Origin of the sequence: uncultured Intestinimonas sp., assembly GCF_944387245.1 — a bacterium.
In the GTDB taxonomy this organism is placed as follows: domain Bacteria; phylum Bacillota; class Clostridia; order Oscillospirales; family Oscillospiraceae; genus Intestinimonas.
The window spans coordinates 1-14,014 of sequence record NZ_CALXEE010000063.1; the positions used below are offsets into that span (position 1 = coordinate 1).

General features: G+C 61.3%; 13 protein-coding genes. 7 read left to right on the forward strand and 6 right to left on the reverse strand.

All coding sequences use genetic code 11. The annotated features are described in order from the left end of the window. Positions 1–144 precede the first annotated feature (144 nt). From Q0K15_RS08555 to Q0K15_RS08570, 4 genes are all read left to right on the forward strand, one after another. A complete protein-coding gene (locus Q0K15_RS08555; protein WP_294515292.1) occupies positions 145–483 on the forward strand; it encodes a LysO family transporter in 339 nt (112 codons plus the stop codon). Beyond that, complete coding sequence (locus Q0K15_RS08560; protein WP_294515267.1) at positions 480–1,073, forward strand: lysine exporter LysO family protein; 594 nt, start codon at positions 480–482, stop codon at positions 1,071–1,073. The genes Q0K15_RS08555 and Q0K15_RS08560 overlap by 4 nt, the downstream gene beginning before the upstream one ends. A gap of 12 nt (positions 1,074–1,085) precedes the next feature. After that, positions 1,086–1,664 (forward strand): sugar O-acetyltransferase, encoded by a 579-nt coding sequence (locus tag Q0K15_RS08565; RefSeq protein WP_294515270.1) that lies wholly within the window; start codon positions 1,086–1,088, stop codon positions 1,662–1,664. A gap of 565 nt (positions 1,665–2,229) precedes the next feature. Further along, positions 2,230–4,398, forward strand: coding sequence for a M28 family peptidase (locus tag Q0K15_RS08570; protein WP_294515272.1), 2,169 nt, complete (start codon positions 2,230–2,232; stop codon positions 4,396–4,398). A gap of 56 nt (positions 4,399–4,454) precedes the next feature. On the opposite strand, the gene Q0K15_RS08575 is transcribed toward Q0K15_RS08570, so the two are convergent. Genes Q0K15_RS08575 through Q0K15_RS08585 form a run of 3 tightly spaced genes read right to left on the reverse strand, consistent with a single transcriptional unit; the run spans position 4,455 to position 7,763 of the window. Next, positions 4,455–5,216, reverse strand: coding sequence for a hypothetical protein (locus Q0K15_RS08575; protein WP_294515274.1), 762 nt, complete (start codon positions 5,214–5,216; stop codon positions 4,455–4,457). Then, positions 5,206–7,068 carry a cell division FtsA domain-containing protein gene (locus Q0K15_RS08580; RefSeq protein ID WP_294515276.1) on the reverse strand — a complete coding sequence of 621 codons (1,863 nt, stop codon included), beginning with the start codon at positions 7,066–7,068 and terminating at the stop codon, positions 5,206–5,208. The genes Q0K15_RS08575 and Q0K15_RS08580 overlap by 11 nt, the downstream gene beginning before the upstream one ends. A 17-nt stretch (positions 7,069–7,085) precedes the next feature. Next, positions 7,086–7,763 carry an ATP-binding cassette domain-containing protein gene (locus Q0K15_RS08585; RefSeq protein WP_294515278.1) on the reverse strand — a complete coding sequence of 226 codons (678 nt, stop codon included), beginning with the start codon at positions 7,761–7,763 and terminating at the stop codon, positions 7,086–7,088. Between the two features lie 139 nt (positions 7,764–7,902). Here Q0K15_RS08585 and Q0K15_RS08590 point away from each other — a divergent pair, with 139 nt between their 5' ends. After that, entirely contained in the window at positions 7,903–8,778 is an 876-nt protein-coding gene (locus Q0K15_RS08590) for a C39 family peptidase (RefSeq protein ID WP_294515280.1), read from the forward strand. A gap of 66 nt (positions 8,779–8,844) precedes the next feature. On the opposite strand, the gene Q0K15_RS08595 is transcribed toward Q0K15_RS08590, so the two are convergent. From Q0K15_RS08595 to fliD, 3 genes are read right to left on the reverse strand one after another with little or no spacing between them, the layout of a single operon-like run. Then, positions 8,845–9,255 (reverse strand): hypothetical protein, encoded by a 411-nt coding sequence (locus Q0K15_RS08595; RefSeq protein WP_294515283.1) that lies wholly within the window; start codon positions 9,253–9,255, stop codon positions 8,845–8,847. Positions 9,256–9,269: 14 nt separating this feature from the next. Continuing rightward, positions 9,270–9,644: a flagellar export chaperone FliS gene (gene fliS, locus Q0K15_RS08600; protein ID WP_294515284.1), complete on the reverse strand. Its 375-nt coding sequence runs from the start codon at positions 9,642–9,644 to the stop codon at positions 9,270–9,272. Between the two features lie 30 nt (positions 9,645–9,674). Continuing rightward, entirely contained in the window at positions 9,675–12,215 is a 2,541-nt protein-coding gene (gene fliD / locus Q0K15_RS08605) for a flagellar filament capping protein FliD (protein ID WP_294515285.1), read from the reverse strand. 210 nt (positions 12,216–12,425) lie between these two features. Between fliD and Q0K15_RS08610 the strand changes: the two genes are divergently transcribed. Continuing rightward, positions 12,426–13,217, forward strand: a complete 792-nt coding sequence (locus Q0K15_RS08610; RefSeq protein WP_294515287.1) for a ParA family protein — start codon at positions 12,426–12,428, stop codon at positions 13,215–13,217. A gap of 2 nt (positions 13,218–13,219) precedes the next feature. Further along, on the forward strand, positions 13,220–13,984 hold the full coding sequence (locus Q0K15_RS08615; protein ID WP_294515289.1) for a late competence development ComFB family protein: 765 nt from the start codon (positions 13,220–13,222) through the stop codon (positions 13,982–13,984). The last annotated feature ends 30 nt before the right edge of the window (positions 13,985–14,014 follow it).

Below are 14,014 nucleotides of genomic sequence, written 5' to 3' on the forward strand. Positions count from 1 at the left end.
AGCCCTCCGCTCTTTCAGAGCGGAGGGCTTTTTGCCTGTTGCAATGGGCCGTCATATCTGGTACCTTATTCCTTGGGAATGGGTGGGCGTCCCTCGGGAATGGGACGCCCCATCAAAAGAACAGGAGGCACCACTGTGCAGTATATGGATTTCAGCCTGCTCCTCTACATCGGGATGCTGGCGCTGGGCGTCCTTGTGGGCTCCCGCAAATCGGTCCGGGCCCGGAAACTCTCCTGGCTGGGCCGGCTCCAGTCCGTGGCCCTCATCGCCCTCATCGCCGTTCTGGGGGTGGAGATCGGCGCCGACGACAAGGTCATCTCCTCCCTGGGTGAGATCGGCCTCTCCGCCCTGGTCATTACCGTTTTTGCCCTGGCCGGTTCCCTGCTGGCCGTCACCCTGGTCCGCCGCCTGCTGGGCCTGGACAGCCAGGGCCGCACCGCCTCCCAGCGGGAGGAATCCAAGGAGGAGGTGAAGGGGGCATGACCGGCTGGATCATCGGCGCTGTCCTTGGCGGTATCGCCGCGGGCTACCTCTTTATCCCCCAGGCCCTGGCTGAGCACTGCGGCACCCTCATCACCGTGGGGCTGTGCCTCATTCTCTTCCTGGTGGGCGTGGACATGGGCCGTCAGGGCAACGTCTGGCGGGACATCAAGGCCGCCGGCCTCAAGGTCCTCCTCATCCCCGTGGCCGTGGCCGTGGGCACCCTGGCCTTTGCCGCCCTTGGCAGCCTTCTCCTCCCCCTCAGCGCCCAGGAGACCATGGCCGCCAGCGCCGGCTTCGGCTGGTACTCCCTGGCCCCCATGCTCCTCTCCTCCTACTCCGCCACCCTCTCCGCCGTGGCCTTCCTCTCCAACGTCATGCGGGAGGTGGGCTCCATCCTCCTCATCCCCATTGTGGCCAAGCGCTTGGGCTTCATTGAGTGCGTCGCCCTTCCCGGCGCCGCCGCCATGGACACGGTGCTCCCCGTGGTGGTGGGCTCCACCCATGAGCGCATCACCATCTACTCCTTCGTCTCCGGCGTCATCCTCTCCTTCGCCGTCCCCGTGCTGGTGCCCCTCATCATGAACCTGTAAGGAGGCAGTCCCATGACGGAGAAGGAAAAAATGGACGCTGGCCTCTGGTATGACGCCAACTTTGACCCCCAGCTCCTCGCCGCCCGTACGAAAGCAGAGGAGCTCTGCGCCGCCTTCAACACCGCGGCGCCGGGGGACGCCGAGGGGCGGGACAGGCTTCTCCGGGCTCTGATCCCGGAGTTGGGGAAAGACGTTACCATCCTCTCCCCCTTTTACGCCGACTACGGCGCCAACTGCCGTATTGGTGACGGCAGCTTTCTCAACCACGGGGTCTACCTCATGGACGGAGCCCCCATCACCCTGGGCAAAAACTGCTTCCTGGGCCCCAACTGCGGGCTCTACACCGCCAACCACCCCCTGAACGCCGCCCAGCGGGCCCTGGGCCTGGAGCGGGCCCTCCCCATCACCCTGGGGGACGACGTTTGGCTGGGTGGAAATGTGGTGGTCCTTCAGGGGGTCACCATCGGCAGCGGCAGCGTCATCGGGGCGGGCAGCGTGGTCACCCACGACATCCCCCCCGGCGTTGTGGCGGCGGGGAACCCCTGCCGGGTGCTGCGGCCCATCACCGAGGACGACCGGATCACGCCATAATTTTGGTGCGAAAAAATACTTGCATTTTCATGCAAAAAATGGTATGCTACCTCCTGCCGCTTCATGCGGCTTCTGATTGGAGTCATCTGATCAAAGATTTTGACCGCTCCTCTGCCTGGGGAGCCAAGGCTACACGGACGGCCGGGTCAAATGCCGAAAACCCGTCGAAGAGCCGGGGACCGTACCGCGGGTACGGATTGGCAACTTTTGTTGCCTTATTGATTGAGCGTATGGACGCTCAGGTTTTATAAGTTGGAAAACGCATCAACTTGTGAAATGGTCAATAAGAGTGGAAAAGTCATCTTTGCACCCGGTGCTCCTGTGCGGAAGCCACCCTCCCGGCGGCCCAACCACGGCACTGATACCCGGCGCCCTCTCCGGCCCGTCGTATCCCTCTTGACACATTAGGGCGGCTCCCTGTGCGGAGCTACGCCCTTCACAGGCGGTGCGCTTTCCGGCGCACCGCCTTTTTTGTCCTCATTTCTCTTTGCGGTGCGCCTCCCAGCCGGTAAACGGCCCGGCAGGACTGTTTATAGAAAGAGATGCTTTGAGGAGGAACACAGAATTGAAAAGACGACTCACCGCGCTGCTTCTGACCCTGGGCCTGGTCTCCGGCCTGGCCGCCTGCGGCACCACGGCCCAGACCACCCCCGCCCCCACCGGCGAGGTCCCCACCGCCAATGACCCCGGCGCCGCCTACGAGAGCTTCCTCTCCGCCGCCTCAGCCGACTACGCCTATGACGTGGCCCTGGAGCTGAGCACCAACCCCGACTTCTTCAACTCCGAGCTGGGCGGCCGGAACGCCGGCAGCGACGCCGAGCACGCCACCGCCGACTATCTGGCCGGCCTCATGGAGGAAATCGGTCTTACCGACGTGGAGAAGGCCGCCGCCGACTGCGACCGCTGGCAGTTCAACGGCGCCAGCCTCACCGTGGACGGCGAGGCATACACCGTCTACTCCTACGCCACCGCCTCCACCCCCGCCGAGGGCCTCACCGCCGAGATCGTCTACGTGGGCGACGGCACCATGTGGGACTACGAGGGCCTGGACGTGACGGGCAAGATCGTCCTCATCGACATCGACCAGCGCAACAACTGGTGGATCACCTATCCCATGCTGGAGGCCCAGTACCAGGGCGCCGCCGCCATCCTGGCCGCCAACGTGGGCGGCTTTGCCCAGGTGGCCGACGATGCCCTCAACTGCCAGGACATCTGCGGCCCCACCGCCATCCCCACCCTGTCCATCGGCCTTGCCGACTCCCAGGCCATCCAGGCCAGGCTGGCCGACGGCCCCGTCACCGCCACCCTGGTGGTGGACAACGAGGTCAGTGAGGACGGCACCACCTACAACATCCTGGGCCGCATCCCCGGCAAGTCCTCCGACTACCAGATCATTGTGGGCGGCCACTACGACGTCCACTTCACCGGCTTCCAGGACGACAACTGCGCCGTGGGTCTGGTGCTGGCCATGGCCAAGGGTATGATCGACTCCGGCTACCAGCCCGAGAACGACATCGTTTTCTGCCTCCATGGCGCCGAGGAGTGGGGCTCCTCCTACACTCAGTACGACTGGACCGTGGGCGCCTGGGAGATGATCAACAACGTCCATCCCGAGTGGGTGGGCAAGACCCTGGCCTTCCTCAACTTCGAGCTGCCCGCCTATGAGTTCGACACCTACACCAGCACCTACTCCGCCCCCGAGATGTACGCCATGCTGAACTACTTTGCCAACGAGTACCCCTACTCCCCCGACCCCGAGGGCTGCTTCCCCGACGGCGTTCTCACCGAGGGCTACCAGACCTACACCTACTCCGACGACTTCTCCTACTACGCCGCCGGCGTGCCCTCCACGGTAAACGGCTTCCTCCTCCAGAAGGACATGGAGACCGTATTCCCCTTCTACGTGGACATCTACCACAGCCAGTACGACACCCCCGACACCTACAACGGGGCCGTCATGGACTTCAACCTGAAGTACTACGGCGCCCTGGCCATGTACATCGACCAGACCCCCGCCCTCTACCTGGACTTCACCGCTCAGTATGACCGCATTCTCTCCTCCATGGACGAGGCGCTGATGGCGGAGGCCGGCGTGGATGTGGAGGCCTACAAGGCCGCTCTGGAAGAGCTCCGCATTGCCGCCCAGGACATGGCCGACCAGGTCAAGCAGGTCAATGACGACTACGCTGCCGCCGTGGCTGAGGGTGACACCGCCGCCATGGCCAAGCTGTGGGCCCAGGGCCGAGAGCTGACTGCCAAGAACCTCACCGCCTTCCAGTTCGCCCAGAAGAACCTGCTGGGCCTCATGTACGAGCGGCCCATCGTCCCCCACGAGGCCCCTCAGGAGAACATCCAGCTCTGCCGGGATATCATCGCCTGCCTGGAGACCGGCGATGTGGCCACCGCCGTGGACGAGTACGCCTGGACCGTAAACAACGTGCTGGAGTGGTACGCCATGTACTTCTCCCCCGAGGTCATCGCCATCCAGGATGACATGCTCTGGGGCGAGGACAACCAGGACAACCTCTACTGGGGCACCGACATCGGCTTCACCAAAGCCGACGTGGACGCCGCCACCCGCAGCCTCTTCGTCCGCTACGAGGAGACCGGCGGCGACTTTACCCAGGAGATCGCCGTCTATGAGGCTGCTATCCGGGCACAGACCCAGATCCTGGCCGACTTGGGTGCAAAGGAGACCCAGGCCATGATCGACCTGTCCGCTCTGCTGGGCTGATTGCCCGACAAGCGCAAAAAACGGAGGAGGTCCGCCACCGGACCTCCTCCGTTTTGTTATCCGTTCACCTGTTCCACCTGCCCGGTCTCCCGGTCCAGGCGATAGAGGGTCTTTCCATCCAAGGTGAGCATACAGGTCTCCTGGATGGAGTGATCTTGGTTGTAGACGTTCATCTGGTAGCAGGCCTCTCCGTCCACCAGCACATAGCCGTCCTGGGGATAGACCAAATAGTCCGCCATGGAGGTGCCCTCCAGGCCCAGCCGGGCGGGAGACATGGACTCGATACTGTCCACCGCCTGGGTCACGGTAATGGTAGGCTCATCCTGGGGTTCTGTCACCTGGAGTCCCTCCGCCACCGATACGGTGACGGTGCAGCTGTCCGCCGTCCACTGGAGCGCCGCTTGTAGGATGCCGTCCCCTGCCTGGGTGTCCTTGCCCACCAGGACAGAGCCCTCCTCCGCCGTGAAGTCCGGCGGGTCCTGAATGACGCCCGACTCGTCGATCACCGAGCACGTCCCGTCCGACGTCAGGGCATCCACATAAATCTCCGCCTCTGCGCCGCCGGAGACCAGACCGCTATACACGTAGGTGACAGGCTCTCCTTCTTCGCTCTCCTCCGTGGTAAAGGTCGTCCCCTCCGCTCCAGGGACGCCTACTGTGCCCAAGGCGGGCAGGCTGTCATCTCCCACGGCGTAGGTCTCGGGCATCTCTGCCCCTCCGCCGCCGCACCCGCTCAGGGTCAGCAGCAGCGCAAGGCTGATCAGAGGCAGCCGTATTTTCCATCGGTTCAAAACCGCCACATCCTTTTTACGATTCATATCGGATCTCCACCTGATCGCCGGGCCGGAGCACCTGTTGGAACGCGCCGGCCTGGCCATTGACCGCCAGGCGGACCGGCCGGTCCAGATGCTCAAAGTCAATGCCGGAGCGCTCCAGGAGATCCATGAGATAATAGGGGCCGCCCTCTGGCTTGGGGGGGAGCAGCAGCGTGCGGCCGTTGAGGGTCAGACGGCACCCCTCCGCCACCGGCCTTACCGGCTCGCTGACGGTCAGAGGCTCCGGCTCTGCGGCCACCGGTGCAGTACCGGTCTCCAGTCGGACTCCCGCGGGGACCTCGTCCTCTGGGGCCAGCGGCACCCCGTCAGCCAGGAGGCAGTCCGCACCCAAACGTTCCAGCACCTCCCGGACCAGCACTTTCCGATTGGTGCCAGCCACCGCCGGGGCAAAGCGGATCTTATCTCCGGCGTGGATCACGTCGGAGGGCCGGGCGGATGCCCCATTGACCTCCAGCACGGCAGGCTGGGATGGCTCGCCATGAAAAACCAGCCGCCGGCCATCCACCTCCAGCACGGCGCTCTTCCCATTCCGGCCCAACAGGTCCCGGTAGCCGTAGCCGTTCATCATCAGCAGATCCAGCAACGTCAGACGGCCATTCCGGAAGAGTTTCGCCGGCCGGTCGTTGAGGAGGATACGGTAGCTGTCACTGATGAGCCCCAGGCCCGCGGACACCGCAATCCCCAGAGGGGTGGTGTACTCTGGATCTTCCAGCTCCACCGTGTCGGAAAAGGCGCTGGTCTTGAAGTGGGCGCCTGCCAGAGCCACCCGTCTGGGGTCCATGCCCAGGGCCTGGGCCATCTTTTCCCGCAGGGAGGAGAGCTTGCTGCCGCCGCCAGCCAGGAAGAGGGCCGAAGGGGCGCCTCCGTTGAGCTCCAGCACCCGGGCAGCCACCTCGTCCACCAGGGACTGTCCGGCTTTATCGGCGGCGGCCAATACCTCCTCCGCCCCACAGGTCTGCTCCATGCCCAGGATGTCGGTAAAGGTGATGGTCTCGCTCCGGCCCAGGGCCGCCTTCATCTCCTCGGCGGTGTGGTAGTCCACCAGATAGGTCCGCATGAGGGCTTCGGTGATCTCATCCCCCGCCACGGTGGCCATGGTGTAGCCCACCACACTGCCCTCCCGGCAGATGGCGATGTCGGAGGTACCAGCGCCGATGTCCACCAGGGCCAGGTTCAGCAGTCGCAGCTCGGCGGGGATGGCGGCGTTGAGGGCGGCAATGGGCTCCAGCGTCAGGCTGGCCACCTCCAGTCCGGCCTCCCGCAGCACGGCGTACAGGCTGTCCACCACCTCGCCGGGCAGGAAGGTAGCCACCACGTCGGCCTCGATGTTCCGCCCTGTGTGCCCCAAAAGACTGGTCATGGGGTAACCGTCCAACAGGAACCGGGTAACGGTATAGCCCACCAGGAAGAGCCGCTGCTCCTGGTCCTCCCCCTCACGGAGGTGCTGCTCGGCATCGGCCACTGCCGCCGCCTCCAGCTGGCCCAGCTGCTCCTCTCCCAGCTTTCCGGTCTCAGGCAGCTCCAGCGCGCCGTGACCCTGCTCGGTGCGCAACGCACGGCCGGCCGCCGCTACACAGGCCCGCTCCAGCTTCAGACCCATACGCTCCTCCAGCCGGCGGGTCACCTGCTCCACCACCTGAGCCACCTGGGCGATGTCCTCAATCTGGCCGTCCAGCATGGCCCGCCTGGGGTGGGGCTGCTTCTCCACCGCCAGCACCCGGACCCGACCGTTTTCGGCCCGGCCCACCATGCCGATGACGCTCCTGGTCCCCACATCCAGAGCGTAGATCAGCTCCTCCGTCTGGACCCCGCCGGGCGTCTTCGTCTCTGACATGTCCTTCCCGCCTTTCTCTATCGTTCCGTTCCTTCCGGGTGGGCTGCTGAGCGGCCCACCACGTCGCCGTACCGCCCCTTCTCCACGTCGGCAAAGACCTGTCCGTCCACCAGGGTCACCACCCGCTTGCGCAGCATGTTGACAAAGGGCTTGGCGTGGGTGGCCATGATGATGGTAGTCCCCCGATGGTTAAGCTCCTCCAACAGGTGGAAGAGATCCCAGATGGTATCCTCATCCTGGTTGGCGGTCAGCTCATCCAGCACCAGCACCGCCGGGCTGTTGATCATGGCCCGGGCCAGTTCCACCCGGCGGCACTCCCCTTGGGACAGCTCCACCGGATATCGGTTCTCCACTCCGGGGAGCCCCACCATGCTGAGCGCCTTCTGGACTCGCTCTTCCACAGGCCCATGCTTCCGGCCGCCTTTCATCATGGCGATGGCGGCCAGATTCTCCCGTATGGTCCGCCGCCGCATCAGCTGGGAAATCTGAGGCACATAGCCGAACATCATCCGCTCCCGGAACCGCCGGGAGAAAAGGGTGCGGCTGGCCCCATCCAGATACACACTGCCGCGGCTGGGCTGGAGGTCTCCCGTGATGAGACGCAGCAGCGTAGACTTTCCTGCGCCGCTGCTCCCCGTCACAAAGAGAAACTCTCCCTGTTTGACGGTGAGGTCCACGTCCCGGATCGCCGCCACTTGCCGTCTCTCCTGTTTATAAAATTTTGTGATCTTCTCCAGGCGTATCTCCGGCATATGGCGCCTCTCTTTCTGTATACAACCGTCAAAACTTCTGTTATAATCTTCAAATACAGTCTGAAGTTCCGAGGTGTTTCCCTTGTCCTCCAAAAAAGGTCCCGGCAAAAAAATCTTCCTGGTGGTGTGCTTAGCCCTGGTGTGCGTCGCCAGCGCGGAACTGCTGGTATGCCGTTTCGCCGCACCGGACCTCTTCCAGCGTATCACAGCGCCGGTAGTCGCTGCCGCAGAGCGGATTCGTTCCGCTGGCTCCGCCCTCCTGGAGTCCGCCATACAGCACATCCCCACTCCCGCTGAGCGGGAGGAGGCCCCCGAGGAGCAGCTGGCCGGCGATCCGGCCCTGGAGAATACCCAGCCCATGGAGGACCCCGCCATCACAGAGTTTGTTCAGCGAGACGGCCATGAAGTCCTCACCGGCGGCAACGTGGAAATCGTCTACTTCAACCAGGGTGAGGAGCCCTGGGCCTCCGCACCCTACGGGCCGGACAACATCGGCGGATATGGCTGCGGCCCCACCGCCATGGCCATGGTGGTCTCCAGTCTCACCGGCCAAACAGTGGACCCGTCCACCATGGCCCAGTGGGCCTATGAATCCGGCTACTGTGCACCGGGCAGCGGCTCTTATAACAGCCTGATCCAGGCCGCGGCGTCTGCCTATGGGCTGAAGGCCGCACCCTGGACCGATCTGACGGCAGACGCGCTCTCCCAGGCCCTGGCCTCCGGACAGATCTTTGTGGCCCTGATGACCCGGGGACACTTCACTTCCAGCGGGCACTTCATCCTCCTCCGGGGACTCACTCTGGAAGGGAAGATACTGGTGGCCGACCCAAACAGCCGGGAACGCAGTCTCACTGCCTGGGACCCCCAGCTCATCATCGACGAGCTCTCGGCCACCCGCAGCTCAGGCGCTCCGCTATGGTGTATTTCCACAGTGGACACCATATCACAGCAGTCATAACGCACGATTCCCCTGCCGGCGCGCCCCGCCGGCAGGGGAATTTTCATGGGTACAGAATACCCTCTCCTATCCTCGCTCTTTCCGTTGGGTGTAGTAGGACTTTTTCCCGCCCAGTTTCATGCTGATCTGCCGATCTGCCTCCTGGACTCGCTCCAGCAGGTTCCGGTTCTGTCCGGCCAGCTTCTCTAGGGCTTTGAGCTGCTCCGAACCATCCCCGCTGCCCTCACCTGTCAGGACCTTCCACAGGACCTCGCTCTCCTCATCAGGAAGAGCAGCGCACCGTTTGCGCTGAATGGCCTGATACTCTCTGAGCTGATTGATCGGCTCCTGGCGCATGCTCAAAAATAGTCGCACAGACACCTGGTCCTGCCGCTGAAAGGCGTCGCTCAATTCCTCAGTTATCTCCATGACCTCAGTGAGGACAGTATAGCGTTTCCGCTCCGTGGCAACGGCCGCTGCGATGACCTTTTCGTCCATCCCACTCGTCCTCTTCAGACTGCCGCGCTGTTTCTGTCCGCCTGTCGGAAGCTGTCCCGCAGCTCCGCAACCATACCGGTGACCCGATCCAGCTCTGTCTTGTTCCGCCCGGCCTTGACCCGGCTGAGTTCATAGCAGAAGTAGTCATACAATCGGTCCAGATTGGCGCTGATAGGGTATTTACGATCCAGGGTTTGGGACAGATAGCGAATGATCTCCACAGACCGGTCCACCGCTGCCTCGAACCCCTCATATCGCTCCCGGTCCAGCTCCAGCCCTGCCAGCTTCAACCGCTTGACCAGCTCATCATAGAGTAGCAGCAACAACTCCCCCTGGGTCATGGTATTCAGCGACTCTTCCCGATAACGCTGATACCCTCGCATATCCATAACTCAGTCGTCCTTTCTCTACGCTCAGGCTTAATAGCTACCGCCGGTCAGGCCGGCCAGAGCGGAACTCTGAGAGTTCATCTGATTGATGAGCATCTCCAGCTGGGTAAACTTATTGGTGTAATAATCCACCTTGTCGGACATCTTGTCCTGCCATTTTTCGATCTCCTCGTCGATGTCCGCTATCTTGTTGAGCATGGTGTTATCCAGAGCCGCAGTAGGAGAATACTGGGAACCCGCCTTCTCAATGAGGATACCCTTCACCGCGCCGGTGGTGGCAGCATACTTGTCAGTCACCTTCTGGATGGAGGTCATCAGGCCGTCGGTGGCAGAACCGTTCTCCTTACTCTTGGTAAAGGCATCCCGGACCCCGTCCAAGTCGTTCTCCAGCGCCTCACGCAGGGCGGTCTCATCCAGGCTGATGGTGGTCAGGCCGTCTTCATAGCTGGTCTGGATGCCGATGGAGCGCAGGTAAGACCCGTCGCTGCCGCCGGGCACAACGGCACTGCGCAAAGAGTTGTACAGAGAGGACAAATCGCTGTCCATAAACAGAATACCGGTCTTAGCCTTTTCCTCATAGGCCTTGATCTCGCTCTCAGACATGCCTTCCTCATCATCGGAAGTGAGGGGCTCATACCGGGAGCCATCCGTCTTTTTCAGCGGCGTATCGGAGTAGGCCTTCTTGACCTCCGTCACCATGGCGTTGTAGTCCTCCACCATCTGCTTGATGGCGTCCACAATGGTGTCCGTGTCGGTCTTGGTGGAGAAGGTGACTGCCTCATTTTCATCGATGAGCTTGCCGTCTCCGTCTACATTGAATGTGCCATTCAATGTGACCTTCAAGCCATCCAGATCCACCGAGTTGCTGCTGCGTGTGAAGGTCTGCGCCTGACCTCCATTTACCGTTGCGATAAAAACGGCATCCTTGCCCTGCGTATATCCAGATACGCTGGGGTCCCCGAACAGGGCCTTTGCCATAGCATCGTCCATCTCGATCTTCTCCGCCGCGCCGGTATTTTTGGCGGTAAAGACAAACTGGTTGGTCAGCTTGGAGTAGCTGACATTGACCCCCATATTGGCGTTGGAGTTGATGGAGTTCATCACCGTCTCCAGAGCGGTATCCTGGTTAAAGGTCAGCGACTCACCGTTGATCGTCAGCGTGAAGTCATACAGCCGCTCGCCGTCGCTGTTGATCCGATAGCCCTCCTCATCCAGCTTATTGCCCTGCTTGTCCGTATAATATGTGACGCCGTCTTCCTCTTTCTTGATGCGGTCACTTTCCGGAACGGCAGTGGCGGTTCCCTCCACTATGACCCCATTAAAGGTAAGGGTGGCCTTCGTAGGATCATTGGCATCGACCGCAAAGGTTCCCAGGCTCCCCAGCGTTTTGGAGGTGTCCAGATAGTTGGTCAGGGTGCTGTTCCCCTCACCAAATATCATTTTACTCACGCCGGCAGAGGACGATTTGATGGAGAAGTTGCTGCCGCTCTCCTTCGTTGTAAAGGTAAACGCGCCGTCATCCAACCCGACTTTGACGCGGTTTGCACCAAAGGCATCATCGATGCCGCGCTGCAATGCCTTGGCCACCGCTTCGTTGCCCTCTCCATCATCCTTCTGCACATCCAGGGTGATGGTCTTTGTCTGGCCATTCAAAGTAACAGACAAAGTCTTTCCGGAGAGATAATCGGCTTTGGTGCCGTCGATGGTGGCCTTCGCCTTGTCCATATCAATCAGGAAGCTGCCAGATTTGTCAATCACGCTGTCCAGCTCCTGGACAACACCAGCAAAGTCTCCGCTGGCGCCGCTGATATTGACACTAGCGCCCTCAATCGCATTGCCCGTAGCCTTCAGGGCAACACCACCTTTTGTACTTACCTCTATGGAAATGAGCTCCGACGCACTGACCTTGTCACCATTCTTATCAGTCAGCTGCTGGTCCGCCAACTTTTCCTTCAAGACCTTTTCAAATTTGTCCATGCTCAGCGATCCGTCGTCATTGAACAAATCATCGGTCTCCTCCAGCTTGATGGAAATCTCCTCATTACCATTGTAGCTGATGCTCAGCGTACCCGTCATATTGTTGATCATCATCTTTTCGCTCAGATCCACACTGGAGCCCTTGGCCGTAAAGCCGTCTGATCCCAGGTTTACCGCCGTGGTCTGATAACGGGCGGCGGACGCCAGCTGCGACACGCCCAGAATGGAAATGTCACTGCTGCTCTTGCCGGTAGCGCTCACCATGTCGGCATATTTGCCTTTGGTGGAGGTGATGACCGCATTATTGAAGAAGGAATTACTCATCAGGTTGGTGGTGGAGGTATAGGAGGTGTATTTGCGGGAGAACTCTACCAGCTTATCAGAAATGCTCTGATAGGCCTCCTGCTGCCACTGTAGCTTGGTACGGTCCTGCTGCAGGCCGAGGATCTTCTGCTGATAGCTCTGGACCATGCCCTCAATCAGGGTCTCCGTATCCAGACCACTGGCCAGGCCGGAAATAATATTGCTGTTTCTGCTTCCATAAATGCTGCTGCTAGAGGAACTGCTCCCCATCAGACTGGAGATCGATGCCATCGTGCTTCCACTCCTTTATCACTGGCGACCGGTTGAGGCCTTGATTGACAAATAAACAGGTTTTGGGTAGAATAGGTTCATATTCCTGTAAAGCCTTTGCTTTTCTATATCTTATATCGTCTGGCATTGCCGGAAAATAAGTGCCGTCGCCGCTTTTTTATCGGGCGTTTTTCCGCCGGCACATTCCCATTGGAAAGGAGAAATCAGGGTATGCCCGCTATTATTACAGCCATTACCAATCAGAAGGGCGGCGTGGGGAAGACTACCGTTGCCGCCGCTCTCCTCTCCTGCCTGCACCAGCAGGGCGTCCGGGTCCTGGGCGTTGATCTGGATCCTCAGGGCAGCCTGGGCTTCAGCCTGGGTCTGGATATCGAGCACTGCCAGACCGTCTATGACGTCTTCCGCGGCGCTGCAGAGCCCCAAGACATCATCGCCAACACAGAGACCTGTGACCTTCTTCCCTCCAATATTCTCCTCTCCGCCGCCGAGCTGGAGTTCAATAAGCCGGGCCGTGAGTTTCTGCTCAAGACCGCCCTCTCCAAGGTGCAGGATCGTTATGATTACATCATCATCGACACGCCTCCCGCGCTGAATATCCTCACGGTAAACGCCTACGTGGCGGCGGACAGCCTCATTATCCCCATGGCCCCGGAGGTGCTGAGCCTGTTGGGCGTTTCCCAGATCAAGGAGACCATCGGAAGCGTCCGCAGCTACTACAACTCCCGGCTGAAGGTGCTTGGTATCCTCCTCAACCGCTTCAACCCCCGGCTCAACCTGAGCCGGGAGATGCTGGAGCTGGCCGAGCAGATTGCCGCCCAGCTGGACACCAAGGTCTTTGAGAGCAAGATCCACTCCAGCGTCTCCGCTGCTGAGGCGCCTGCCCACGGCATCAGCGTGGTGGACTATGCCCCCCGCTCCAAACCGGCGCTGGATTTCTTCGCTCTGTGCGCTGAGATCATGGGGCCCGTCTCTACTCCTTCTGATGGCAGCAGGGAGGTGTGACCATGGCCGGAAAAAAGAACCCCCGCAGCAGCAAAACCGATCACGTACTCAGCCTGCTTACCGAGTCGACCTCCGAGCCTGCTGCTACCAGCGCCCCATCCGCATCCGATGCTCCGGCTGCCCCGGAAGCGGCGGCGCCTGTGGCGGAACGTCATTTGTCCCCTCCCATTCTGGAGGTGGCACGCACCAACAACGAAGCCCTGGCGGAGACCATCCACAGCGCATTAGAGGACGCCCTTCAGGAGGAACTGGCCCAGGAAGAGGCTTCTTCGTCCCCCCCCGCTGTTCCACCGCAGCCTGAAGAGGCAGACGGCGGGCCTGATCCCCTTCATGACACAGCCACTGTGGCGGAATCGTCTGCCGTGGAGGTGCCTGCTGTACAGGAGGAGGCAGTGCCCGAAGCGTCCCCCATCGCGCAGGAGGAGACGCCTGCTCCGTCCCCCGAGCCCGCTGCTGTGGCCACCAGCAGCCAGTCGCTCCCCTATTACCGCTCCCTGCCTGACGGCGCCCGGTTCATCAACGTGATGCTGCCGCTGGTAGAGGAGACTCTGGAGCGCTATGTCACACTCTTTCACCTGTGTGACTGTCCCCGCTGCCTGGCCGACGCTCAGGCGCTGGCCCTCTCCCGGCTGCCGGCCAAATATGTGGTCCTTTCGGAGGGCGCCTTTACCCCCATGATGAGCCTTTATCGTGCCAAATATGACTCCATGGTCACCACCCAGGTGGTATACGCCTGCAAGCAGATCATGGACGCCCCGCGGCACTGACGGAAGTATAATAGAAGGGATATTCCGGAT